Source organism: Lacunisphaera limnophila (assembly GCF_001746835.1).
GTDB lineage: Bacteria > Verrucomicrobiota > Verrucomicrobiia > Opitutales > Opitutaceae > Lacunisphaera > Lacunisphaera limnophila.
In genome coordinates this window covers 443686-468835 of record NZ_CP016094.1, presented here as the reverse complement: position 1 = coordinate 468835, position 25150 = coordinate 443686, and the positions used below count along the sequence as shown (strand labels likewise).

The following is a 25150-nucleotide window of genomic DNA, read 5'->3' as shown; positions in this document are numbered from 1 at the left end:
AACCGACTGGAGAAACTGCTGCCGTGGACGGTGTTGGTGGTTTGCGTCGGGTTGTCGACTTTTACCGGCTGGCGGTTGAACCAGGAGGCGCTGCGGGTGAACGAGGGGCGCTTCAGGGTCCAGACGGAGCGGCTGGGTTCGGCAATCCAGGGCCGGTTTTCGACGGTATCGGAGTTACTGAATGGGGCGCGGGCCTTGCCGGCGGCCTCGGATCGGGTGATCGCGAGCGAGTGGCGGGACTATTTCCGGTCGTTGCAGGGCAGCTTTACCGAGGGGTTGCTGGGGCTCGGCTATATCGAGCGGGTGAAGCGCAGCCAGCTGGCGGGGTTCGAGGCGAGGGTCCGGCAGGAAGGTGAACCGGAATTCCGCGTGCACCAAAACGGCACGGATGAATGGGCCTACGTGGTGGTGGCGTTTGAGCCGCAGGAGCTGAACACCAGCGTGCTGGGCATCGATATTGCCAGCGGCACGACGCGTCGCTCCGCGGCGGAGTCGGCGGCGACTTCCGGGCGGATGGAGTTGTCGCGCCGGATCCGCCTGAACTATGACGGCGGGGAGGTCGCCGGGTGTCTGCTCTTTTTGCCGGTCTATGCCAAGGGTGTCCCGCTCGGGACGGTGGCGGAGAGGGAGCAACATCTCCAAGGATGGGTGTATGCCTCGATCCGGATCGACCGGCTCATGGCGCACATGACCGAGTCCGCGACGGTGCAGCTGGATTTCGACCTGTTCGAGGGGGACAAGCCTACGGTGGGCGCGCTGCTCTACGACGCCGACCGCGCCCTGACGCTGGGCGAAGCGGGCCGGGTGGTGAGCCCGGATGACTACGCCGGGCGGTCCTTCAATGAGGCGCGGGTGCTCGACGTGCTTGGGCGCCGGTGGACTATATGGACGAGCACGTCGCCGGAATTCGACGCGAGCAGCAACAACCTCGTGGTCCCCTGGGTCGTCGCGGGCGGAGGCTCGGTGCTCGGCATCCTGGTGGCGGCGCTGGTGTGGGTGCTCATGACGGCTCGCGGCCGGGCCTTGGCGGTCGCCGGCCAGATGACAGAGGGACTGCGCGCCAGTGAGGCCGAGGCCCGCCGGCTTGCCCAGGTGGCCAAGGACAACGAGCAGCGCCTCGTGGATCTCACTGCGCAGGCCCCGGGGGTGATCTTTCAGTTTGAGGTCACGCCGGAACACGCGCGCCGGTTCTCCTTCTTGAGTGCAGGCTACCGAGCGCTGTTCGGCCGGGAGCCGGGGGAGGTGCTGCGGCGCTCCGCCGTGCTGCTGATGACCGTGCACCCCGACGATCGGCGTGCGGTGCGCAACAGTCTGGAGAAGGCCATCGCGGACAGTGCGCCGTGGGAGCTGAGTTTCCGCATCGTCCGGCCCGATGCCAGTGCGCGGTGGATCCATGCGCAGTCGGCGGTCGGCCGCCGGCCGGACGGCGTGCGGGTGTGGTTCGGCGTGCTGGCGGACATCTCGGAACTGCAGGAGGCCCGGCGGAGCGCCGAGCAGGCCAACGTGGCGAAGAGTCAGTTCCTCGCGACGATGAGCCACGAGATCCGCACGCCGATGAACGGCGTGATCGGCATGACCTCGCTGCTGATGGACACGCCGCTCACGTCCGAGCAGAAGGAGTTTGCCGAGGTCATCCGCTACAGCGGCGAGAGCCTGCTCACGCTGATCAACGACATTCTGGATTTCTCCAAGATCGAGGCCGGGCGCTTCGACCTGGAGAACGAGGCCTTCAATGTCCGGGAGTGCCTGGAGAGCGCGCTCAACCTGCTCGCGGCCAAGGCGGGCGAGAAGGGGCTGGACCTGCTTTACGACGTGGCCGACGGCGTGCCGACCGAGGTGCGCGGCGATGTCACGCGCCTGCGGCAGATCCTCGTCAACCTGATCAGCAACGCGCTGAAGTTCACCGAGCACGGCGAGGTGGAGCTGAGCGTGCGTCCGGCGGATCCGGTGGCCGGTGATCCGGACCCGCGCCGCGAGCTGGTGTTTGCCGTGCGCGACACGGGCATCGGCATTCCGCTTGAGGCGCAAGGGCGGCTCTTCAATTCCTTCACGCAGGTGGACGCCTCGACCACGCGCAAATACGGCGGCACGGGCCTGGGCCTCGCCATCAGCAAGCGGCTGGCCGAACTGATGGGAGGACGCATGTGGGTCGAGAGCGAGCCCGGCCGCGGCTCGACTTTCTTCTTCACGCTGCGGGCGGAGTGGCTGCACAAGGAGGCCCGGCCCTTCGTTGCGCCCGCGCAGGTGCAGTTGCGCGGGCGGCGCGTGCTGGCCGTGGACGACAACTCCACCAACCGCCGCATCCTCGCCGGCCTCACGGCCAAGTGGGGCCTGCAGACCACGCTGGCCGAGGGGCCGGAGGCGGCGCTCGAGATCCTGCGGCGCGGCGAGCGCTTTGACCTCGCGATCCTCGACATGCAGATGCCGGTCATGGACGGCATCATGCTAGCACTGGCGATCCGGGGTTTGCCCGGGTGCGGGACAATTCCGTTCGTGCTATTCTCATCCATCGGGCGGCAGCAGCCGAAGGAGCATCAGGGGCTGTTTGCGGCCTGTCTCACCAAGCCGGTCAAGCCGTCGCAGCTATTCGACACCTTGGCCGGTATTATCAGCGACGCGAAACCCGAGGCGCCAGTGGAAGTCGTGGCTGCTCCCGTGGCCGTGCCCGCGGCCGGGTTGGGGCGCATCCTGCTCGCGGAGGACAACACCGTGAACCAGAAGGTTGCGCTGCACATGCTCGCGCGGCTGGGTTACCGTGCTGACATCGCGGCGAACGGCCTCGAGGTGTTGCAGGCGGTGGAGCGTCAGCCCTACGACGTCATTCTGATGGACGTGCAGATGCCGGAGATGGACGGCATGGAGGCGGCGGGCCGCATCAAGGCGACGCCGATCGCGGGCCGGCCCATGCCCTGGATCATCGCGCTCACGGCCAACGCCATGGAGGGCGACCGCGAGAAGTGTCTGGCGGCCGGCATGGATGATTATCTCGGCAAGCCGATCAAGTCGGTGGATCTCGCGGCGGCGCTGGGGCGGGTGCGGGGGAGGAGTTGATTGGTGTAGGGGCGCACCTTGCGTGCACCCTACGCCCGTGATGACGCGTTCGAGGGCGCACGCTTGGTGCGCCCCTACAAGATGACTGGCCCGGGCGGTTGGGGGCAACCGCCCCTACCGGATCACTCCCAGCCGATCGGGCGGCCTTTGTTTTGTTCGACGAGCCAGTCCATCAGCGGGGCGTAGTAGTCGAGCATGGCGCGGGTGCTAAAATCCTCGCCGGTGGCTTCCTTGAGGACCTTGCGCCAGTCCTCGGTCTGGCCCTTCTCCATCACGCCGCGCAGGAAGTCGCCGACTTCCTTGTTGCCGGCGTAATTGCAGTTCTGCGGGGGCTGCTTGAGGATCTTGCGGGCGATGTGGTCGTGGAGTTGGTGCTTGAAGACCTGGGCGATGGCGTAGGTGTAGTAGTAGGCGGGGGTGTCGTTGATGTGGGTCTTGGTCGCCGCGTCGCACCATTCCTCGCCGCGCTCGACGGGCGGCTCGATGCCTTGGAAGTCGCGGACGTATTGCCACCAGCGGGCATTCCACTGGTCGGCGGGGAGGTTGTGCGCGTAGATGTCGGCTTCCCAGTGGGTCATCACGCCGGAGGACCAGTAGATGAAGGGGATGCCGGGGGCGAGGGCGTTGCCGAGGAGGAAGGCCGTCTCGTCGGCCTGGAAATCCGCCGGCAGCACGCCGAGGGATTTCAGGTAGGGCACCTGGCCGGCCGCGAGCGCGGTGAGTTCGCCGAAGCCCTCATGGAAGGCCGGGTTCGCGCCGTCACGCAGCAGCACCGGTACCTCGGGACGCGTGTAGGCCATGAAGTAGTAGATGTGGCCGAATTCGTGGTGGTTGGTCGTGAACCACCACGGGTTGGCCTCGATGCTTTGGAGCGAGCGGAGGTCGGTGCCGATGTCGAGGTGCCAGGCCGAGGCGTGGGTGTTCTTCTTGCGGGTCGAGCCGGCGGGCACGGGGTAGAGGTCGGATTTTTCCCAGAAGGATTTCGGCAGCGCCGGGAAGCCGAGGCCGACGTAGAATTCCTCGGAGGAGCGCGCGACCCACTCGGGGGTGTATTTTTTGAAATAGGCGGTGAGGTCGGCGCCGTCGGCGAGGCCGTCCCACTCCTGGCCCCAGCGGTTGGCGATCCAGTGCGCGGGGATGCGCTTCGGCACGGGCTGGCCGTATTTTTCGGCCAGCTTGTATTTGGCCCAGGTGTGGAGCTGCAGGTAGAGCGGACGCAGCACCTCCATGAAACCGTCGTTCAGCTTGACCATCTCCTCGGTGGTCATGCCGTAGCTCGCGACCTGAAGGGCGAAGTAGTCGGAGTAACCCAGTTCCTGGGCCACGCCGTTGCGCAGGCCGCGGAGCTGGATGAGGCCGTCCTTGAGGGCGCGGCCGGATTCCTTGGAGGCAAGCCACACGGCCTGGCGCTCGGCGAGGTCGGTGCTCGACTGGAGGAGGTTGTCGATCTCGTTCACCGAGACCGGTTTTCCGTTCAGCTGGAATTCGAAGCCGTTGAGGGTGGAGGCCTGCTTGGTCTCGGCCTCGATGCGGGCCTGGGTGAGCGTCGGGTTGGTCATGGGCTGCTCGGCGGCGAGGAGCAGGAGTTTCTCGAGCTGGCGCACGCTGAGGTCATCGAGCTCGTGGCGCTGGAGGAGGAGGGCCTTGGTCTCGCTGATGAGGGCGGGGTTGCCCATGAAGGCGGCGCTGGCCTTACTGGCGGTGGCGTAGGCCGCGTCGTGCAGGTCGCTCACGTCGGTGGACGCGGCCCACTGGGCCTCCTGCTCGACGTAGGAGAGGGCCTGGTAGGAGGCGTTGACGAGGACGAGGAAGCGGTCGGCGCGATCCTGCACGGGGCTGCGGTCAGCGGCGGGGAGGAGGGTGGCGGCGGTGAACAGCGCCGCCAGCAGGACGCCACGGGACAACGGGGGGATAATCATGCCCGTGTCATAACCGAAGGCCGGCGCCCGACAATGCCAGAACGACGGGCTCCCTGATTTCTGCGACTGCTTCCTGCAGTTTCATCCGGATGATCCATTTGATCCAACGCCCAAGGCAGGGCTGGCCGCAAAAAGTCGCATAGCCCGGCCGCGGGCGAAGTTCACAAGGCGCCTACAGGCGCGCGGGGGACTTAGTTTGCAGGACGGATAATTTTTGTGCCTCTTTGCGGCTAAACTGGTTTGGACGGTTTGCTCCTCCGGTGGAGATCCCCCGCGGCGGGGTCGCCGCGGCTCCAGGGGCATCCGTGCCTTTCCGTGCGATCCGTGGCGAAAAGCCCGGATCCGTCACACCTTCGCGGGCTTCACGCGCTGGCCGTCCTTGATGCGGTCGCCGGGGTAGAGGATGACCTCGTCGCCTTCCTGGAGGCCCTCGGTCACCTGGATCTCGGCGCCGCTGGATTTGCCGGCCTGGACGGGGACGAGTTTCGCGGCGCCGCCGCGCACGACGAAGGCGGCCCAGTCGCGGCCGGAGCGGAAGATCCCGGACACCGGCACCTTGAGGGCGCGGTCGCTTTCCCAGGTGATCACGCGGGCCTCGACGCGGAAGTTGTCGCCCAGCGAGCGCCACGTTTCGCGCGGGCTGGTGATGTCGACGACGACGTTCACGCGTTGTTCCTCGACGCCGAGGGCGGAATACTTGGTGAAGGCGGCGGGCTCGACGAGGCGCACGCGGCCCTCGAGCGCGGCGGGGCCGCCCCATTGCTCGAGCGCCACCGGCGCGCCGGCGGCGATGGCGGCGCCGTCGCGCGAGAGCATCTCGACGATGACCTCGAGGTCGGACGGGTCGCCGATCTCCAGCAGGGGCGTGCCCTGCATGACGGCGCGGGCGCTTTCCTGGAAGACATGCAGAACGCGGCCGGTGGCGTTGGCGCGGACCTCGACCGGGGCGGACGCGGAGGCGCCGGCGGTGCCGGTGACGGCCAGCTCGGCCTCGACCTGTTTCAGGGCGCCCTCGGCGGAGGCGACGTCGCGGGCGGCGATGTTCTCGCGCATCTTGGCGCTTTCGAGTTCCTGCGGCGAAATGGTGCCGGCGTTGAACATCTGCTCGATGCGGCCGAGCTCCTTGCGGGCGAGCTCTTGGGAGGTGCGGCTTCGTTCCAGCACGGCGGCGGTGGAGTCGCGGCGGGCCTCCGCGAGGGCGCGGTTGCGCTCGTCGAGCGGCGAGGCCGGGAGCGGGTCGATCACGGCCACGATGGTGACGCCGGCCTCGACCTCGGCCCCGGGCTTGAAGGCGATGCGACGGAGCTGGCCGCTCACCGGCGCGGCGACGACGTAACGCTGCTTGATGCGGGTCTTGCCCTCCTCGCTGACGGTGGCGCGCAGCGGCCCGGTGACGACCCGGGCGGTCTCGACAGTCACGGGCTGCGGGCGCAGGCCGATGACGATGAGGACGACTAGCCCGGCGCCGAGAATGTAGGGAATCCAGCGGGTGGGTTTGGATTTGGAAGGAGTGGCCATGAGGAAAGGCAGTTACCGCTAATTGACGCTAATTCCCGCTAATGGAAGAAGCGGCCTGCGGTGCGAAGGATAGGGATGAGCGTTCATTAGCGTCAATTAGCGGTTTCCGCATGGGCTCACTCCGGGGCCTTCAGGGCGCCGATGAGGTCGAGGTGCTTTAGTTTGCGGAGGACGACCATCGCCGAGACGGTCGAGGCGGCGGCGACGACGATCAGGGCGAAGGTGTAGGTGTAGGGGGTAAACACCAGCGGCAGGCGGACGGTCTCGGTGTTGACGGAGGCGATGATGGCGGCGGCAATGCCGGTACCGAGCAATAGGCCGGTGGGCACGGCCAGGAGAGCGAGGAGGGTGAGCTCGGTCACGATGACGGCGCCGACCTCGCGCTGGGTCATGCCGATGACCCGCAGCGTGGCCAGCTCGCGGGCGCGCTCCGCGAGGGAAATGCGGGCGTTGTTGTAGATCACGCCGAAGGCCACGACCACGGCCATGCCCAGATACATCGTGGTGAGCATGCCCATCATCTGGGCGGTGGTCTGGCGGAAGCTGGCGCGCATGGTTTCCTTGATCGCGATCCAGCTGATGCGCGGCACCTCCTTGACGGCGGCGAGGAATTCCGCGCGCCGGGCCATGTCGAGGGTGAAGCTGGCCCCGGTGATGATGTCGCCCTCGCCCATGAAGCGATTGATGGCCCGCCGGTCCATGTAGGCGGCGATGCCGGTGAAGTCGTCGGCCAGGCCGGCGAGGCGCACGGGCTGCACGGTGCGCTTGCCCATCAGGGCCTCGAGGACGAGTTCGTCGCCGATGCGGGCGCCGAGCACCTCGGCGAGCTTGGCGGACACGATGAGGCCTTCCGTGCCCGGGGTGATCTCGCGGCCGTCGTGGTCGACGGCCCGGCTGTGGGCGGAGCCGGGGTCGAGGCTGCGCAGGCCGATCTGGCGGTCGCGGCCCTGGAAGTGGATTTTGACCGCGGTGGAGCGCGCAGGCTCGACGTGCATCACGCCGGGCAGGCGCTCCAGCTCGTGGAGGGTGCGGATTGCGGCGGGCTCGGAGAAACCGAGGTTGATGTCCTGCCGCTGCACGAGGTCCCACTGGTAATCGAGGATGTTGGCGATGCCGGCCTTGAGGGTGTTGGGCAGGATCAGGAGGGCGGTGGCGAGGGCGAGGCCGGCGATGGTGAACAGCGCCTGCACGGGCCGGCGCTCGAGATTGCGCACGGCGATGCGGAAGGAGTGGGAGAACAGGCGTGCGAGCGAGGGGTGCTCGATGAAGGAGGGGCGGAAGCTGGCGGGGGGCTCGGGGCGCATGGCCTCGGCGGGGGGCAGGCGGGCGGCGCGGCGGACGGAGCCGAGCACGCCGGCCACCACGGCGAGCAGGCCGACGCCGAAGGCCAGCACGACGGCCTGGTGGTCGAGGCGGAAGGCCAGCTCGGGGAAGCGGAAGAAGAGGTCGTAGAGCCGCACCATCCACCGGCCGAGGAGGAGGCCGCCCAAGCCGCCGAGCCCGATGCCCACGAGCCCGATCACGCCGGCGAATTTCAAATAATGACCGACGATCTGGCCGTTGCTGAACCCGAAGGCCTTGAGGATGGCGATCTGTTCGCGCTGGAGGGCGAGGAGGCGCGAGAGCACGGCGTTGGTCATGAACGCGGCCACGCCGAGGAAGATCGCGGGGAACCCGATGGAGAGGGTTGTGAGCACGCGGATCTCATCGGTGACGCGGATGTGGGAGGGGTGGTCCTTGCGGCCGTAGGTGCCGGCGCCGCCGTAGGGTTTCAGCAGCTCATCGGCGGCGGCGAGCACGGGGGCGACCTCCGCCCCGGGGGCGAGTTTCAGGGAGAAGGAATTGAACGCGCCGTAGAGGTCCCAGGCGGTGGCGACCTCCTTGTAGGTCATCCAGAAAATGCCGTAGGTCCGGTTGTCGGGCAGGGCCGCGCCGGGGCGCGACTCGAAGATGTATTCGGGCGAGAGGACGATGCCCGCGACGCGGAAGTCCTGGCGCCGGCCGTTCATGATGAGGGCGAGGGTGTCGCCGGGGTTCAGCTGGTTCGCCTCGGCGAAGGCCTCGCCGACGAGCAGCTCGCGGCGGGAGCCGGCCGAGAGCCAGCGGCCGCGACGCAGGTAGGGACGGTTGAGCTCGGGTTCGCCGAAGTCGGGGAGGGAGCGCACGAGGCCGCTGGCGGGCTCGTCGACGCCGGGCAGGTCGAGGGTCACCTGGCCGGCGATGTCGGTTTGCACGCCGGCGACCCCCGGCAGGGCGGCGAGGCGGGCGGCGAGGTGGTTGGGCGCGCGCTTGACCGAGCCGAAGACGTCGGCGAAGCGGTTGCTCTCGTAGTAATCGGCCCGCGTGCCGTCGAGGGAGGCGATGAGGCTGCGCGTAGTGATCATCATCGCCAGGCCGCAGGCCATCACGATCGAGACCGCGGCGACCTGGCCCTTGAGGCGCTTGAGGTCGCGGAGGAGCTTGCGGTCGAGGTGGGGAAGCACGGGAAAGGAAGAAGTAAGAAGGAGGAAGTAAGAAATAGGACTGCGGAGTGGTTTGGTTTCTTCCTTCTTAATTCTTACTTCATAATTGTTGGCTACCAGCGCAGCGTGGCCGGGGCCGCGCGCGTGGCGTTGCGGTGCTCTGAGAGGACTTTGCCGTCCATGAAGCGGATGACGCGGTCGGCCATGTCGGCCATGACGGCGTTGTGGGTGATGATGACGGTGAGGGTGCCGAGCTCGCGGTTGGCGCGCTCGAGGGCCTCGAGGACGACGATGCCGGTCTTCACGTCGAGGGCGCCGGTGGGTTCGTCGCAGAGGAGCACCTCGGGGCGCTTGGCGATGGCGCGGGCGATGGCCACGCGTTGCTGTTCGCCGCCGGAGAGCTGGGCGGGGAAGTGGTCGAGGCGCGCGCCGAGGCCAACCATCTCCAGCGCGGCCTCGGGGGCCAGCGGGTTGCTCGCGATCTCGGTGATCAGGCCGACGTTCTCGCGGGCGGTGAGGCTCGGGATGAGATTGTAGAACTGGAAGATGAATCCGACCGACTGGCGGCGGTAGAGCGTGAGCTGTTCCTCGTTGGCGTGGGTGAGGTCGGTGTCGCGGTAACGCAGGGTGCCGGCCGTCGGGATGTCGAGGCCGCCGAGCTGGTTGAGCAGGGTGGTCTTGCCCGAGCCGGAGGGGCCCAGCAGCACGACCAGCTCGCCCTCCGCCAGATCGAGGTCGACCCCGTCCAGGGCCCGGACCTGCGCGGTGCCCTCGCCGTAGATTTTGGTGAGGCCGCGCACGTGGAAGACGGGGCGACCGCCGGGGGCGGTCGAGGCTCGGGAACCAGGGGCGTGGACGGGATTCACGGCGGAGGGAGGGTGGAGCGGCACGCTACCCGGGTCGCCCCGGCGTGCAACCAAAAGCCCGGCGCCCGGCCCGGTGGGAGCGTGGATGATGGGACCGAGTAGGCGGGTTGCTAATCCGGCGGCCGGCCCAGCTGGATGCGGGCGATCTCCTCCTCGCCGAGCGGGGCGGTGCGCTTGAGCTTGAGGCTCTCGCCAAACTCCCGCGCGAAGTCGCGGTCGTAGCGCCAGGCGATGAGCGCGCTGAGGGTCATGGCGAACACCGCCCCGAGGCCGGCCATGGCCATGTCCTTCTGGGCGTCCCAGATGTCGCCCTGCGAGCCGAGGAAGTCGTTGCTGGCGTCGCTGCCGACGACCGCGGCCGTGATCCACTCGAGGAGCTCGTAGAAAGCCGAGGTGCTGAGGGTGACGTCCAGGGGCAGGAAGTAGCCCCAGAAGCCGTCCACCTTGACGAGCCGGAGGAAGATCTCGCGGATGGGATAGGCGATCAGGAGGCCGTAGGAAAAATGCACGAGCCGGTCGAAGTGGTTGCGCTCGAAACCCAGCTGGGTGTTCAGGGTGGTGGCAAAGACGGTGTGCCACCACTCATCGTAGGGGACATGGGCGTAGGTCCAGTGTGCGCCGATTTCATGCAGGGCCAGGAATAGGAAGACCAGGGTGTAGCTCACCCGCGAGAGCGGCATGAGCCGGTAGGTGGTCCAGAGGAAGAGGAGGCCCAGGGCGACCGGGGTGTTTTCCAGCAACCAGGTACCCGTCGCCCGGGCACCCCACGCGGAGGCCAGCAGTACCAGCCCGAGCAGGGCCGCCAGACCCAGCACATAGCGGCCGTGGGGCACGGAGCGGAGCGCGGCCACAAGGGTGTTCACGCGCTGGCGGGCCCGGAGGAGGCGCGGGGTGGGTTTCATCCCGGTTGCTGACAGGGGCCGGTGGGTCGGGGTTACCGGAATTTGCAGGAAAAACTCGCCGCGGTCCGGGTGTCCGCTTGTGCTGGCGACATGAATCGGACCGACCGGCTCGTGGCGATGGTGTTGTTCCTGCAAGGCAGGCGGGTCGTGCGCGCCTCGGAGATGGCGGCGCACTTCGAGGTGACCGAGCGCACGATCTACCGCGACATCGCGGCCCTGGGCGAGGGCGGGGTGCCGATCAGCGGCGAGGCCGGCGTGGGGTACTGCCTGATGAAGGGTTACCAGCTGCCGCCCGTCATGTTCACGGCCGAGGAGGCCTCGGCCCTCTTCGTGGGCGGCGAGATGGTGAAACAGTTTACCGACGCATCGCTGCACGGCCCGATGGCTTCGGCGCTCGACAAGCTCCGGGCGGTGTTGCCGCGCGACAAGCAGGACCATGTGGCGAAGCTCGTCAGCCGCACGATCGTGCGCGGCCGGGTGGGGCGCGCCGCGCCCGACATCGCCGGGCAGCGCTGGATGGTGACGGTGCAGCAGGGCGTCGTCCTCCGGCGGGTGCTGCGGATGGCCTACCGCGGGCTCGACCGGGAGGAGGAGACGCAGCGCGACGTCGAGCCGTTGGGCGTGGTGTTTTACGGCGGCGCGTGGTACCTGGTGGCGTGGTGCCGGCTCCGCACGGGCATCCGTCATTTCCGGGTGGACCGCATCCGGCGGTTGGAGCTGCTGCCGGTGGTGTTCACGCCGCGCGATGATTTCTCGCTGGCGGAGCACATGGAGCGCGACCGCGGGGCCGGGGCCACCGAGCCGGTGCGCGTCTGGTTCCACCAGCACGCGCAGGAGCGGGCGCAGCGGGAAAGCTACGCCACCCTCATCGAGGAGGAGAAGCGCGACGGCGGCGCGGAGTTCACGCTGTATTCCTATTCCCTCGAGTGGACCGCGCAGTGGTTGCTGTCCTTTGGTGACCGGGCCGAGGCGATGGCGCCGAAGAAGCTGCGGACGCTGGTCCGCAGCGCCGCGGAGAAAGTGGCGGCGAAGCACGGGTAAAAGAGCCAAGGCAGGTTTCCGCGGATGGCGCGGATGGACGCGGATACAATCCAAGCAACCTGTCATCCTTCGCTTTGCTCAGGATGAAGAGCTGGGGGAATTGGATCCGTCGCATCCGTGAAATCCGCGGAAAAGGGATTGGTTTCCGGCTCCTGACATAGGGCTGTCAGGGCGGGGTGGTAGGATGGCGGCATGATGAAGATCACCGCCATCGCTTACACCGGATACCCCGTCACCGACATGTCGCGCGCCCGCGGTTTCTACGAGGGGCTGCTTGGACTGCAGGTCGCCACGGTCTTCGATCACGAGGGCAAGCAGTGGATCGAATACGACATCGGCGCCGGCACGCTCGGTATCTCCAACATGTCGGCCGACAAGTGGAAGCCCTCGCCCGACGGCCCGGCGCTGGCGTTTGAAGTCGCGGACTTCGCCGCCGCCATGACAGTGCTGCGCGCGGGCGGGGTGAAGTTCATCATTGAGCCGATGGACACCGGCGTCTGCGAGATGGCGATCGTGGCCGATCCAGACGGCAACTCCCTGATTTTCCACCGCCGCAAGGCCTGACCCAACGCCCCCATGCAAACCCGCCTCCTGACCCTCACCCTGGCCGCGCCGCGCGCGACGGCATTCAATTTTCTGGCCGACATCGAGAACCTGCCCGCCTGGACCGGCGGCCTGTGCGAGTGGGTCGAGCTGCACCGCGAGGGCTGGTGGGCCTACACCGCGCTGGGCGAGCTGGCGGTCGAGACCAAGGTCGACGACATCGCCGGCGTGATCGACCTCAGCCTGCGCCATGTCTCGGGCTGGAGCCTCGTGATCCCGCTGCGCGTGCGCTCGGATGGCGAGGGCGGCGCGCTGGTCCATGCCGCGTGCCGGCAAACCGCGGGCCTGACGGACGAGCATTATGAAAGGTTGTTCGAGGCGCTGCTGACGGGCCTGCGGGAATTGCCAGCGCAGCTGCATCCGGAGCTGGCGGTGGCGTGAGCGATTGATGTAGGGCGGGATTTCCAAATCCCGCCTTCGTGCGATCATGATGTCGCGTTTGAGGCGGCATTCGGAGATGCCGCCCTACAACATGCAAATCAGGCCACCGGCTCGACCGTCACGGCGACGCGGAGGCGCGGGGAATAGCTGCCGGTGAAATAACCGTGCGTGGGGCTGACGTCGGAGTAGTCGCGCCCGCGGGCGACGACGATGTGGCCGTCGGCGGCGAAGCAGGTGTTGGTGGGATCGTAGTCCACCCAGCCGAGCTCGGGCACGTGGATCGAGGCCCACGCATGCATGGCGTCGGCCCCGCGCAGGCGCGGCTGGCCGGGGGGCGGCTGGGTCAGCAGGTAACCGCTGACATAGGCCGCAGGCAGGCCGTGCTGGCGCAGGCAGCTCAGCAGGACGTGCGTGAAATCCTGGCAGACGCCGCGCTTGCTCGCCCAAACGTCAGCGAGAGGGGTGCTGACGGTGGTCGCGGTGGGATCGAAGGTGAAGGCCTCATCGAAGCGCCGGCCCAACTGCTCGAGCCACGCCAGCACGGGCAGGTTCGGGTCGAGGCCGTCGGCCAGCGACGCGGTGGCGGGCAGCAACGGCACCTGCGGCGTGGCGCAGAGGTATTGCTCGAGCAGAAATCCCTCGCCGGACTGGATGGACTGGCGGGTGCGGTCGCGCGTCTCGCTCAGCGAAGGGCTGAGGCCGGGCAGGGGCAGGGCGGGAGCCTCGCGGCGCACCGTGGCGTGGCTGGTGATCGAGAGTTCGCGGTGCGGCTCGCGCACGGCGAAGAAGTGCCGGGTGTTGCCGAAGAAGTCCGTGCGCGTCGAGAGGTCGGGCGCGGCGGGGTGCAGCTCCAGCTGGAAGTCGAGGCACTCCTGCGCCGGCTCCTGCCGCGGCTGGAGCTGGAGCGTCTGCCAGGCCGCGCCGGCCGGGGCGCCGTGCTGGTAGACGGTCTGGTGCGTGATGCGGTATTCAGGCATGGGGCCTTCAGGCGTGCGGGTGGCTTGTCGGCATCACCGGCTCTCCGCGTGGGAGAAGTAGATGTGGCTCAGCTCGTCGCTCACGGTGGCGAGGTGCGACTGTTGCTCGCGGAAGAGCTGCAGGGCCTCGTCCGGGTGGGCGGCGAGGTGGGCGGCATCGTTGAGGCGGACCTGGCCGAGCACGCGCATCGACTGGAGGCGCAGGGCGGCGACGCTGCGCGGGGCGAGATCGGTGGGCAGGACGCCGAGGTGGCGGTTGATCTCGTCGGCCTGATAGCGGAGGCTGCGCGGGTTGTCGGGGGAGACGACCAGCCAGTCGATGACGGCCGCGGAGTCCACGGCGCCGTGGTAGGCGTGACGGTAGGTGAAGAGGGCGTCGGCGAGGTGCAGCAGGGTCTGCAGGCGGAACTCGGTCGGGGTCTTGTCGGCGGCGACGGGGAGCAGGGCCTGCAGCAGGTCGAGCAGTTGGCGGGAACGCTCGAGGCGGCGGCCGAGCTGGAGGAAGTGCCAGCCGGTGTCGTGCGGCATGGACTCGAGGGTGAGGCCCTCAAGGGCCGTGAGGTGCTGCCGGAGCCAGGCGCAGGCGACGGTGTCGCCCGCCTTGCGGCGCTGGCGCAGGTGGCGGATCATCTGCCAGGCCTCGTGGGGCAGGCGGACCTTGAGGGTCTCCAGCAGGCGCACGAGGTTGGCGACGGTGGCGGCGAGGCTGGAGGGCCGGTTCGGGTCGTCGGCGGCCTGGCGGGCGGCGGTCGCGAGTTGGTCGAGCGGGCGGCCGTCGCCGGCCGCCGGCAGGTCCTGCATGCGGAAGATGAGGGCGAGCGTGTCGCGGGGCACGGCCGGGTCGAGGAGGGCGATCTCGTCGTGGAGGAGAGCGTCGATCTTTTCCAGGCGGCGGGCGAGGGCGCCGGCGCGCTCGAGGTAGCGGCCGAGCCAGAAAAAGTTGTTGGCGGTGCGGCTCGGGGTGGTCGCGGGGTGGCGCAGTGTCTCCGTCGGGCGCGGGCTGAGCAAAATCGGCGGGTCGTGCGGCAGGCCCTCGTGGAGGATCCAGGTGTCCTTGCTCACGCTGCCCTGCTGGAGGGAGACGATCATGTCCTCGCCGCGCGGGTTGCAGCGGGTGAGGCCGCCGGGCATCACGGTGTAGTCGCCGTCGTGCCACGAAACATAGAGGCGGGTGATGAACGGCATCGGGCGGAGGGCGCCCTCGTGCCAGCCTGGGGTGGTGCTGTGGAAGACGCGTTCCTGGGCGCACCAGCCGGCGGGGTTGGCGCGGATCTCGTCGGCCAGCGTGGCGCGGGCGGACTTGCCCATCCACGCGCCGTAGCGGGGCGGGGCGGAGTCGCGGGTGCGGAAAGTGGGTTTGACGACGAGGTCGGCGAGGTGGTTGAGGACGTAGTCGCGGGGCTTGTCCTGGCCGCACCACCAGGTGGCGGCGTTGGGGAGCTGCAGTTCCTCGCCGAGGACGTGGCGGCACAGCGGTGCGAGGAAACCCAGCAGCGCGGGGGTCTCGAGGGCGCGGCAGCCGGGCTGGTTGGCCAGCGCGACGTTGCGGTGGTGGGCGGCGTGGATGAGGCCGGGGACGCCGAGCAGGGAATGAGGGTCGAGCTCGAGCGGGTCGCAGAACTCGGAGTCGAGGCGGCGCAACACGACGTCGACCTGCTGCAGGCCGCCGACGGTACGGAGGTAGACCTTGCGGTTGCGGGTGGTGAGGTCCTCGCCCTCGACCAGCGTGTAGCCGAGGTAGCTGGAGAGGTAGGCCTGCTCGAAGTATGTCTCGTTGGCCGGGCCGGGCGAGAGGAGGACGATGCGCGGGTCGGCGCTCTGGGGGGCGAGGTGCTCGAGGGACTGGCGGTAGTCGTGGAAGAAGCGGTAGAGCCGCTGGACGGGCGCGCGGTGGAAGACGTCGGCCAGGGCCTGGCGCGTGATGATGCGGTTCTGCAGCGAGTAGCCGAGGCCGGAGGGCGCGTCGAGGCGGTCCTCAATCACCCACCAGCGGCCGTCGGAGGAGCGGGCGACGTCGACGGCGAGGGTGTGGAGGTAGGTCGGCGAGCCGCGACCGAGGCCGACGCAGGGACGGAGGAAGTGCGGGTTGTGCATCGCCACGGCGGGCGGGATGAGGCCGCCGCGGAGGAGCTTCTGGTCGCCGTAGAGATCGAGCAGCAGTTCGTTGAAGAGGTGGGCGCGCTGGCGGAGGCCGCGGGTGAGGGTTTCCCACTCGCCGGCGCCGATGAGCAGCGGGAGCACGTCGAGGGGCCAGAGCTGGCTGCCCGCGCGTTCGCCGCGGTAGACGTTCATGTTCACGTCCTGCTCGACGATGGCGCGGTGGCCGGCCTCATGGGCGGCCTGGAGGGCGGCGGTGGGGTTGCCGGAGAGGTGGCTGAAAAACTGCGCCCAGGCCGGGCGCAGGTGGCCGGCCGCATCAACGCATTCGTCGTACCGGCTGCCCTTGGGGGCATAACCGTGCAGGACGGAACGGGCGCTGGAGGCGGGCGCGGGCATGGCAAAAGCTTTCGGAAGCGGCGCGGGGTGGCAAGCGCGGGGTGGGGTGGTGGGGCTGGCACCTTATAGGTCCTATAGGGCTTATGGGGCCTATAGGTCCTATAAAGAACCCCGGCCTACGGATTCCGCAGGTCGAGGGTGAAGGGCAACTCGCGCGAGGTGGATGCCGGGATCGCGGGGCGCATGCCGCCGGGGGTGTGGCCGATGCCCTGGAAGCGGGCGAGGCGGCGGCTCTCGGCCTCGTAGGAGTTCACCGGGAAAGTCTCGTAGCTGCGGCCGCCGGGGTGGGCGACATAGTAAGTGCAGCCGCCGAGCGAGCGCTTGTTCCAGGTATCCACGAGGTCGAACACCACGGGCGCATGCGAGGGAATCGTGGGGTGCAGGCACTCGGGCGGCTGCCAGGCGCGGTAACGCACGCCGGCCACGCCCTCGCCGTTGACGCCGGTCGGGTGGAGCGGGACGCGGTGGCCGTTGGCTGTGAGCACGAAGCGGTCGCCGGTGAGGCCGGTGGCCTTGACCTGCAGGCGCTCGAGGGAGCTGTCGACGTAACGCACGGTGCCGCCGGGGCCAGGTTCCTCGCCGAGCACATGCCACGGCTCGAGGGCGGCGCGGAGCTCGACCTTGACGTCGCGCACACTGAACTCACCGACGCGCGGGAAACGGAACTCGAAGTGGGGGTCGAACCAGCCGGCCTCGAAGGGCTGGCCGTCGAGGCGCAGGTCGCGGATGACCTCGTTGAAGTCCGTCTTGTTGAAGTGCGGCAGCATCCAGCGGTCGTGGATGTCGGTGCCCCAGCGGACGAGGCCGTTCTTGTACGGCTCCTTCCAGAACTTGTTCACGAGGCCGCGCAGCAGGAGGTGCTGGGCGAGGCTCATGCGGGCATGCGGCGGCATCTCGAAGGCGCGCATCTCGACCAGACCGAGGCGGCCGGTCGGGCCCTCGGGGGCGTAGAGCTTGTCGATGCTGAACTCGCTGCGGTGGGTGTTGCCGGTGGCGTCGGTGAGGAGGTTGCGGAAGAGGCGGTCGACCATCCACGGCGGCACGCTGTTGAAGGTGCCGAGCTGGCGGTCCATCTCCTTGAACGCGACCTCCAGTTCGTAGAGGGCGTCGTTGCGCGCTTCGTCGATGCGCGGGGCCTGCGAGGTCGGGCCGATGAACAGGCCGGAGAACAGCCAGCTGAGCGACGGGTGATTCTGCCAGTACGCGAGGAGCGAGCGCAGCAGGTCGGGGCGGCGCAGGACAGGCGAGTCGCCGGGAGTCTCGCCGCCGATGATGATGTGGTTGCCGCCGCCGGTGCCGGAGTGGCGGCCGTCGAGCATGAACTTCTCGGTGCCAAGACGCGTCTGCCGCGCCTCTTCGTAGAGCACGGTGGTGCGCTCAACGAGTTCGTCCCAAGTCTTGCTCGGGTGCATGTTGACCTCAATGACGCCGGGGTCGGGGGTGACGGCGAGCTTGTTGAGGCGCGGGTCCTTCGGCGGGGTCTCGCCCTCGATGATGACGGGCACGCCCATCTCGGTGACAGTGGCCTCGATGCCGGAGATCAGGTCGAGGTAATCCTCGGTCGTGCTGACCGGCGGCATGAAGACGTGGAGGCGGCCGTCGCGCGGCTGCACGCAGAGAGCGGTGCGGATGATCCACGGCGCGCTCTCGCCCGGCTGCGGGCGGCGATTCGGGTCGAGGTTGGGGGGCGGCAGGGGCGGGAGATTTTCGGGATCCTGGGCGCGCTGGCCGGGGCCGTAGCCGGCGGGCAGGGCCGCGCCGCCGCCGCTGAGGATGCGCTGGCCGGCGCGGAGCGCGGCGAGGCGGCGGCGGTCGTGGGGCGTTTCCTTGGGTAGGGCGCCGAGGGTGGCGGAGGGATCCTGCTGCCAATTCCAAGGGTAGTCCTTGTCGGCGACCCACGGTACGGAATCGAGCGGCAGGCGCAGGCCCATGCACGAGTCACCGGGGATCAGCCAAAGCGTCTCGTCGTCGCGCAGGAACCACGAGCCGGACATCCAGCCCGTCTGGTTGCCCACGGTGGCGCGCTTGATGGGCAGGGCGTAGCCGACGACGGTGCCGAGGCCTTCCTGGAAAATGCGGGCGATGCGTTCGCGCTCGAGCTTGTCCTTGAGGTTGGTTTTCTCGGGCGTGACATTGGAGGGCAGGCGGCGCTCCTTCCAGGTGTAGTAGAAGGCGTCCTCGTAACCCGGAATGAGATGGGCGGGATTGACGCCGAGCGTGCGGGCGAGGCGGGAGGCGAGTTCCTTGGCCTCCTTGGGGCCGTGGCCGTAGTTCTTGGATTCGTCGGCGATGAGCGAGTCGTCGTGCCAGATCGGGACGCCGTCCTTGCGCCAGTAGGCGGAGAGGGCCCAGCGCGGGAGCTGTTCGCCGGGATACCACTTGCCCTGGCCGTAGTGGAGGAGGGCGCCGGGGGCGAACTTGGTGCGGAGGCGCTTGATGAGCTGGCCGGAGAGGACGCGCTTGCGGTGGGAGGCGGCGACGAAGTTCCACTCGGGGCCGTCGGGATCGTCGAGGGAGATGAACGTCGGCTCGCCGCCCATGGTGAGGCGCACGTCGTTCTTGGTGAGCTCGGCGTCGATCTGGTGGCCGAGGGCCTCGATCTTCGTCCACTGTTCCTCGGTGTAGGGCTTGGTGACGCGCGGGGACTCGTGGACGCGCGTGACGGCCATGGCGAAGTCGAACTCGGTTTCGCACTCGTCCACGCCGCCGCTGATGGCCGCGGCGCTGGAGGGTTCGGGCGAGCAGGCGAGGGGAATGTGGCCCTCGCCGGCGAGGAGGCCGGACGTCGGGTCGAGGCCGATCCAGCCGGCGCCGGGGAGGTAGACCTCGCACCAGGCGTGGAGGTCGGTGAAGTCGGTTTCGGCGCCGCTGGGGCCGTCGAGGGATTTCTGATCGGCCTTGAGCTGAATGAGGTAGCCGGAGACGAAGCGCGCCGCGAGGCCGCAGTGGCGGAGGGCGTTGACGAGGAGCCAGGCGGAGTCGCGGCAGGAGCCGCTGCCGAGGGTGAGCGTTTTCTCGGGGGTCTGCACGCCCGGCTCGAGGCGGATGACGTAGCTCACGAGGCGGTTGACCGCGCTGTTGAGGGCGACGAGGAAATCGATCGTGCGCTGGGGCTTGAGGTCGATGCCGGCGACGAAGGCGCCGAACTTCGGCTTGCGGGCGTTCTTGCGGAGGAAGGGGGCGAGCTCGGTGGCGAGTTTCTTCTCGTAGGTGAACGGGAATTTTTCCGCGTAGGGCTCGAGGAAGAAATCGAAGGGATTGTAGACCGACATCTCGGCGACAACGTCGACCTCAACGGAGAACTCGGTGACCTTTTCCGGGTAGACGACGCGGGCGAGGTAGTTGCCGAAGGCGTCCTGCTGCCAGTTGAGGAAGTGGCCCTTGGCCGGCTTGAGTTTCAGCGAGTAGCTGAGGATGGGCGTGCGGCAGTGCGGGGCGGGGCGCAACCGGATGACTTGGGGCCCGAGGGTGACAGGGCGGTCGTATTTGTAGCTGGTCCGGTGGTTAAGCGCGACGTGAATGGCCATGAGGGATGCACCAACTAAGCAGGAGGCAGACCAAGGAGGCACTAACGATGGAAGAAGTGCGCGGGTGGATCGGCGCGAGAGTCCCCGCTGGCTTAGTTGTGTTTAATTATGCCTGGCAATTGGTTGCAGTACAATGGCCAGGTCTGAACGCCAGTTGTAGGAGCCTCCTTGCAGGCGATTTCCCGCAGCCCTTCGCCCTCATTCGGCCAATGCCTTTGGCCGCCAAACGGCGCAAAGCGCGCAAAACCGCCACCGACTCCAACAACCCCATCAGGGAGACTCAGCTCCGGCTGCGCCAGCGCCACCAGCCGGCGAGGATGCTGCCGATCACGGAGTGGAAGACGCTCGAGATGGCGCAGGGGACGGCGGTCAGCGGGTCGGCGAAATGCTTGCGGGCGAGGGCGACGCCGAGGCCGGAGTTCTGCATGCCGACTTCGATGGAGACGGTGCGCGCGATGGTCTGGTCGAAGCGCAGCACCCGCGCGGCGAGGTAGCCGAGGGCGAAGCCGCCGGCATGGAGGCCGAAGACCGCGCCGAGCAACCGCCACGCGGCACCCTGCACCGCGGCGGCGCTGCCGCCGATGATGCTGGCGCAGATCAGGGCGATGACGACGACCGACACCAGCGGCAGGCCGACCTGCACGCGCTGCACGAGGCGCGGGGCGAAGCGGTTCACGAGCACGCCGATCACGACGGGCGCGATCACGATCTGCACGGTGGAGCGGAACATGCCCCACGCATCCACCTCGACGAGCGCGCCGGCCAGCCACGAGGTGAGGAGGGGCGTCAGCGCCACGGCGGCAAAGGTCGAGCACATCGTCATGACGACGGAGAGGCAGACGTTGGCCCGGGCCAGGTAGGTGACGACGTTCGAGGCGGTGCCACCCGGGCAACAGGCAACGAGGATGAGGCCGACGGCGTACGGGGTCTCGAGGGCGAAGAGCCGGCCGAGGCTCCAGCCGAGGAAGGGCATGATCGTGAATTGGGCGACGAAGCCCAGGGCCACGGCCTTGGGCAGGCGGGTGACACTGCGGAAATCGTCGAAGGTCAGCGTGAGCCCCATGCCCAGCATGATGACGGCGAGGCCCCAGGTGATCCACGGGCCGCCGAACCAAGTGAACCACGTGGGTTCGACCAACGCGAGCGCGGCCAGGACCACGACCCAGACGGGGAAGGCGTTCGTGAGCAGGGTGAGCACGCGCGACATGGCCGCCGAGTGAGCCGGGCGCAAAGCGGGGTGGCGAGCGCGGAGTGTGTCAGTGAGGACCAATGCAGGGGTGGACACGAAGAGCGAGGGTCCGGTGGGTGGAGCTGATACGCGCGCCGTTAGGCGCGTTGAGAGCTGCATACGCTGTCGATTTTTTGTGACTTTTTGTGGCGGAAGAGGATTGGGTAATCGGAGCGCGAGCAAGCTCGCGGCCCACGGGAAGGGAATTGAGGCGGGGGAGGAGGTTGTGAAGGGATGGCGCGGGGGCGGGGTTATGCGGGACGAATCACTCCTCCCATGAAAATTCCCCATGCACTTCTGCTCGCCGCGCTGCTCGTCCCCGCGGTTCCGGTCCTGGCTCAGTTCGAGTCCGCCCGGTTGGCTCCCGACAATGCCATGCCGCCGTTCCCGGCCGCCCTGCAGATGTCCGGCATCACCCGCGGCTACGCGGTCGTCGCCGTCAGCATCGATCCCGAGGGCAAAGTGCAGGAGGCGCTGCCGCTGGCCCACACGCATCCGCGGATTGCCGAGACGGCCCTGGCCGCCCTGCGCGAGTGGCAGTTCCTGCCCGCGCGCCTCGACGGCCTGCCCGTGCCGGTGCAGACGGAGATGCGGATCGATTTCACGCTCGAGGGGGCCGTGATCACGTCGAACGCGGTCAACCACTTCTTCTTCGACGGTTTTGAGAATGCCGGCGATCTGAGCGCCTCGCGCCAGCTCTGTCCCGCGAACCAACTCGACCGCGCGCCGCAGCGCCTCGCGGGCGACGCACCGCGGTACGCCCTCGACGCCGGGAAGGCGGGCGTCCACGGCCGGGTGCAGGTCCACTTCTACATCGATGAACGCGGGGCCGTGCGGATGGCCGCGGCGCAGCCCGCCGCCGGCACCCATCCCTACCTGATGGAACAGGCCGTGCGGGCGGTGCGCGACTGGAAGTTCGCGCCCCCCACCAGCCGCGGCCGGCCGGTGCTCGTCGCGGCGGTGCAGGAATTTGATTTCGGCGGCGGGCGGTGAGCAACGATTCGGTGCAACCACGCATGGACACGGATGAGGCAAAAGAACCCCAAGGCCCGGCCGCAGGGGCGCGGGCCATCCAGGGAGCAACCCCTCGCGCCTTGGGGCAAAGGCGCGCCAACTGGGGAAAAATCCACCTTAGAACGAAGGGATCGCCAGCGGGGCGGGGTTGATCCTCCCAAGTGAGCCCGAATTTGGCGGCGGGGGCCGGTTGCCCCGCTGTCGTGTGTGCCAGTGCCGGACGCCGGCCCGCTTAGCGGGCCGGCGTCCTTCGTTTATACGGGCTGATTTTGAGTGTTAACTTGCCCGGACCGGGGTCGATAGGCAGGGTGGCTTCAGGCCGGTCTGCCTACGCTGCGTGAATCTTCCACCGCATGTCCCCGTGTCGGCACCTCCCCGGAGAGGTGCAACGGACAGGCATTGTCCCCATGGCCACTAAGCCATCCACTGCCACGGCCGCCCTGCGGACGCAAAAGCTCCAGCTCGAGCTGATCTTCAACAGCGCGCGCGACATGATGCTGCTGGCGGAGGTGGACGCGACGGACCTGATCCGGGTGGTCACGGTCAACCGCCCCTACCTCGAGACCGTCCGCGCCGCCGGCTATGCCCTCTCGGCGCAGGATTTTGAGGGTCGCAGCTTCGCGGACGTGCAGGCGCAGTTCGGTTTTGACGCCGAGACGGTTGGGCGGATGCGGGAGCGTTACGAGCAGGTGATCCGGAGCGGGCAGCTGCTGGAATTCGAGGAGGTCACGCGGGCGCCGACGGGGGTGTTCCATGGCCGCACCACCCTGACGCCGATCCTGGACGCGGCCGGCGCCTGCACGCATGTGCTCTATTCCTCGCAGGATGTGACCGCCTGGAAACAGGCGGAGCAGGAGCGGGCCCGGAGCGAGCAGATGTTGCGCGCCATCCTGGACCACAGTTTCCAGTTCATCGGTCTGCTCGACCCGGCGGGCCGGCTGCTGCGCGCCAACCAGACCTCGCTGGATGCGGTGGGGGTGAGGCAGGAGCAGGTGGTGGGGAATTATTTCTGGGACACCCCCTGGTGGAGCCACGACCCGGCCGAGCAGGCGCGGCTGCGCGCGGCGATCGGCCGGGCGGCCCGCGGGGAATTTGTGCGCTACGAGACCACGCATCCGGCGGCGGACGGGCGGCTGCTGACCATGGATTTTTCCCTCAAGCCCGTGCGCGACGAGCAGGGTGCGGTGGTGGCGATCATCCCCGAAGGGCGGGACATTACCGAGAGCCGGCGGGCCGAGCAGGCGCTGCGCGAGTCGGAGGAGAAGTTCGCCCGGATCTTCCGGGCCAGCCCGGATGCGATGTCGGTGCATGAGCTGGACACCGGGCGCTACGTCGACGTCAACGAGGGTTTCCTCCGGCTGTTCGACTGCCGGCGCGAGACAGTGATCGGCCGCACGCCGTTGGAGCTGGGCCTGTGGTCGGAGAGCCTGGAGCGCCAGGGTTTTGTCGAGCAGCTGCGGGTCGAGGGTTCCGTGCGCGGCCATCCCGTGATCATCGGGATGAAGGGCGGCCGCCAGCGCCGGTGCGAGCTCTCGGCCGAGCGCATTGAGATCGACGGGCGGCCGCACAACGTCTCGGTGCTGCGCGACATCACCGACCGCCTGGCCGCGGAGCAGGCCCTGCGGGAGTCGGAGGAGAAATTCGCCAAGGCCTTCCGGTCCAGCCCGCAGCCGCTGATCATCTCGGAAATCGCCACGGGGCGCTACATCGACGTGAACCTGGGTTTCGAGCGTGTCAGCGGGTACAGCCGGGCGGATGTCATCGGACGATCCTCGCTGGAGACCGGCATCTGGGAGAACCTGGCGGACCGGCAGGCCCTGTTCGCCCGGTTACAGGAGGAGGGCCGCGTGCGCGACATGGAGCTCAATTTCCGCCGGAAGGATGGCGGTCGGTTGGTCACGCGCTGCTCCTTTGAGACGATCGAGCTGGCCGGCGTCCGGTGCATGCTGAGCACGATCACCGACATCACGGAGCAGCGCCAGGCCGAGACGCAGAAGGCGTCGCTCGAGGCCCAACTGCAGCAGAACCAGAAGCTCGAGGCGCTGGGCACCCTGGCCGGCGGCATCGCGCACGATTTCAACAACATCCTCACGGCCATCATCATCAACCAGGAGCTGGCGCTGATGGATCTGGACCAGCCGGCGGACCTGCGCCGGCGGCTGGATGAGATCGGCCTGGCGAGCAACCGCGCGAAAGAACTGGTGCGCCAGATCCTGACCTTCAGCCGCCAGCAGCAGCATGAGCGGTTGCGGCAGCCGTTGCAGATGATCATCCGGGAGGCCCTGGGCCTGCTGCGCGCCTCGTTGCCGGCGACGATCGAGATCAGTCAGGACATGGCCCCCGACGCGCCGCCCGTGCTCGCCGATGCCGGCCAGGTCCACCAGGTGGTGATGAACCTGTGCACCAATGCCGCCCACGCCATGCGCGACCGGCCCGGCCGGCTGACCGTGCGGCTGGCCCTGTGCCGGCTGGAGCCGGCCGACTGTGTCCCCCGGCCGGGCTTGCAGCCGGGACCCCACGCGCGGCTGACGATTGCCGACACCGGACACGGCATGGACGCCACGGTGCTGGCGCGGATCTTCGAACCCTTTTTCACGACCAAGGGCCCGGGCGAGGGGACCGGCCTCGGGCTGCCCATGGTGCATGGCATCATGAAGAGCCACGACGGGGCCATCTTCGTGCAAAGCCAACCGGGGGAGGGCACCACGTTTGAGCTTTATTTTCCCGCGGCTCCGGCGACGGATAGCGCCGTGCGTGAGCCGGTGGCGGGCCTGGTGCCCGGGCAGGGCGAGTCCGTGCTGCTGGTGGATGACGAGGAAGCGATCGGCCAGGCCGTCGGCGCCATGCTGCGGCGGATCGGCTACCACGTGGAGATTTACGAGGATCCCCGGGAGGCGCTGGCCTGTGTCCAGGCGCGACCCGGGCAGTTCAGCCTGTTGCTGACCGACCGGACGATGCCGCACCTGTCAGGACCGGAGCTGATCCAGCTGGCCCGCACCGTCCGGCCGGACCTGCCGGTCCTGCTGATGAGCGGCATGAGCGGGTCCAACCCGCCGGACGGGGCGGAGGCGGAAGCCGGCTACGGGTTGGTGGAAAAACCGATTGATATCGCCGAGCTTTCCCGCACGGTGCGGCGCGCCCTCGATCTCACCCCCCATCCCTGAC

General features: G+C 68.4%; 15 protein-coding genes. 6 read left to right on the top strand and 9 right to left on the bottom strand.

All coding sequences use genetic code 11. The features are described 5' to 3' along the window. Positions 1-51 precede the first annotated feature (51 nt). The gene (locus Verru16B_RS02030) at positions 52-3051 is read left to right on the top strand and encodes a CHASE domain-containing protein (RefSeq protein WP_169829267.1); all 3000 of its coding nucleotides are present in this window, start codon (positions 52-54) and stop codon (positions 3049-3051) included. A 122-nt stretch (positions 3052-3173) separates the two neighbouring features. On the opposite strand, the gene Verru16B_RS02025 is transcribed toward Verru16B_RS02030, so the two are convergent. The 5 genes from Verru16B_RS02025 to Verru16B_RS02005 all read right to left on the bottom strand — a co-directional run bounded on the left by Verru16B_RS02025 (position 3174) and on the right by Verru16B_RS02005 (position 10718). Then, positions 3174-4970 (bottom strand): M2 family metallopeptidase, encoded by a 1797-nt coding sequence (locus Verru16B_RS02025; protein WP_069960726.1) that lies wholly within the window; start codon positions 4968-4970, stop codon positions 3174-3176. 345 nt (positions 4971-5315) lie between these two features. Further along, a complete protein-coding gene (locus Verru16B_RS02020) occupies positions 5316-6488 on the bottom strand; it encodes an efflux RND transporter periplasmic adaptor subunit (RefSeq protein ID WP_069960725.1) in 1173 nt (390 codons plus the stop codon). 116 nt (positions 6489-6604) lie between these two features. Next, positions 6605-8971, bottom strand: a complete 2367-nt coding sequence (locus Verru16B_RS02015; RefSeq protein ID WP_069960724.1) for an ABC transporter permease — start codon at positions 8969-8971, stop codon at positions 6605-6607. Between the two features lie 92 nt (positions 8972-9063). Further along, on the bottom strand, positions 9064-9816 hold the full coding sequence (locus tag Verru16B_RS02010) for an ABC transporter ATP-binding protein (protein WP_069963554.1): 753 nt from the start codon (positions 9814-9816) through the stop codon (positions 9064-9066). Positions 9817-9926: 110 nt separating this feature from the next. Then, positions 9927-10718, bottom strand: coding sequence for a DUF2238 domain-containing protein (locus Verru16B_RS02005; protein ID WP_083270034.1), 792 nt, complete (start codon positions 10716-10718; stop codon positions 9927-9929). 90 nt (positions 10719-10808) lie between these two features. On the opposite strand from Verru16B_RS02005, the gene Verru16B_RS02000 reads away from it, so the two are divergent. From Verru16B_RS02000 to Verru16B_RS01990, 3 genes are all read left to right on the top strand, one after another. Continuing rightward, entirely contained in the window at positions 10809-11759 is a 951-nt protein-coding gene (locus Verru16B_RS02000; protein ID WP_069960723.1) for a helix-turn-helix transcriptional regulator, read from the top strand. Between the two features lie 192 nt (positions 11760-11951). Beyond that, complete coding sequence (locus Verru16B_RS01995; protein ID WP_069960722.1) at positions 11952-12323, top strand: VOC family protein; 372 nt, start codon at positions 11952-11954, stop codon at positions 12321-12323. A 12-nt stretch (positions 12324-12335) separates the two neighbouring features. After that, positions 12336-12743 carry an SRPBCC family protein gene (locus tag Verru16B_RS01990; RefSeq protein ID WP_069960721.1) on the top strand — a complete coding sequence of 136 codons (408 nt, stop codon included), beginning with the start codon at positions 12336-12338 and terminating at the stop codon, positions 12741-12743. A gap of 98 nt (positions 12744-12841) precedes the next feature. On the opposite strand, the gene Verru16B_RS01985 is transcribed toward Verru16B_RS01990, so the two are convergent. The 4 genes from Verru16B_RS01985 to Verru16B_RS01970 form a co-directional block, all read right to left on the bottom strand. Beyond that, positions 12842-13720 carry a transglutaminase family protein gene (locus Verru16B_RS01985; protein WP_069960720.1) on the bottom strand — a complete coding sequence of 293 codons (879 nt, stop codon included), beginning with the start codon at positions 13718-13720 and terminating at the stop codon, positions 12842-12844. A gap of 33 nt (positions 13721-13753) precedes the next feature. After that, the gene (locus tag Verru16B_RS01980) at positions 13754-16216 is read right to left on the bottom strand and encodes a circularly permuted type 2 ATP-grasp protein (protein WP_069960719.1); all 2463 of its coding nucleotides are present in this window, start codon (positions 16214-16216) and stop codon (positions 13754-13756) included. A gap of 116 nt (positions 16217-16332) precedes the next feature. Next, positions 16333-19743: a transglutaminase family protein gene (locus Verru16B_RS01975; protein WP_069960718.1), complete on the bottom strand. Its 3411-nt coding sequence runs from the start codon at positions 19741-19743 to the stop codon at positions 16333-16335. A gap of 280 nt (positions 19744-20023) precedes the next feature. Beyond that, positions 20024-20950 (bottom strand): bile acid:sodium symporter family protein, encoded by a 927-nt coding sequence (locus Verru16B_RS01970; protein WP_069960717.1) that lies wholly within the window; start codon positions 20948-20950, stop codon positions 20024-20026. A gap of 297 nt (positions 20951-21247) precedes the next feature. Here Verru16B_RS01970 and Verru16B_RS01965 point away from each other — a divergent pair, with 297 nt between their 5' ends. Beyond that, a complete protein-coding gene (locus Verru16B_RS01965; protein ID WP_069960716.1) occupies positions 21248-21964 on the top strand; it encodes a TonB family protein in 717 nt (238 codons plus the stop codon). A 428-nt stretch (positions 21965-22392) separates the two neighbouring features. Next, positions 22393-25149: a hybrid sensor histidine kinase/response regulator gene (locus tag Verru16B_RS01960; protein ID WP_069960715.1), complete on the top strand. Its 2757-nt coding sequence runs from the start codon at positions 22393-22395 to the stop codon at positions 25147-25149. The last annotated feature ends 1 nt before the right edge of the window (position 25150 follow it).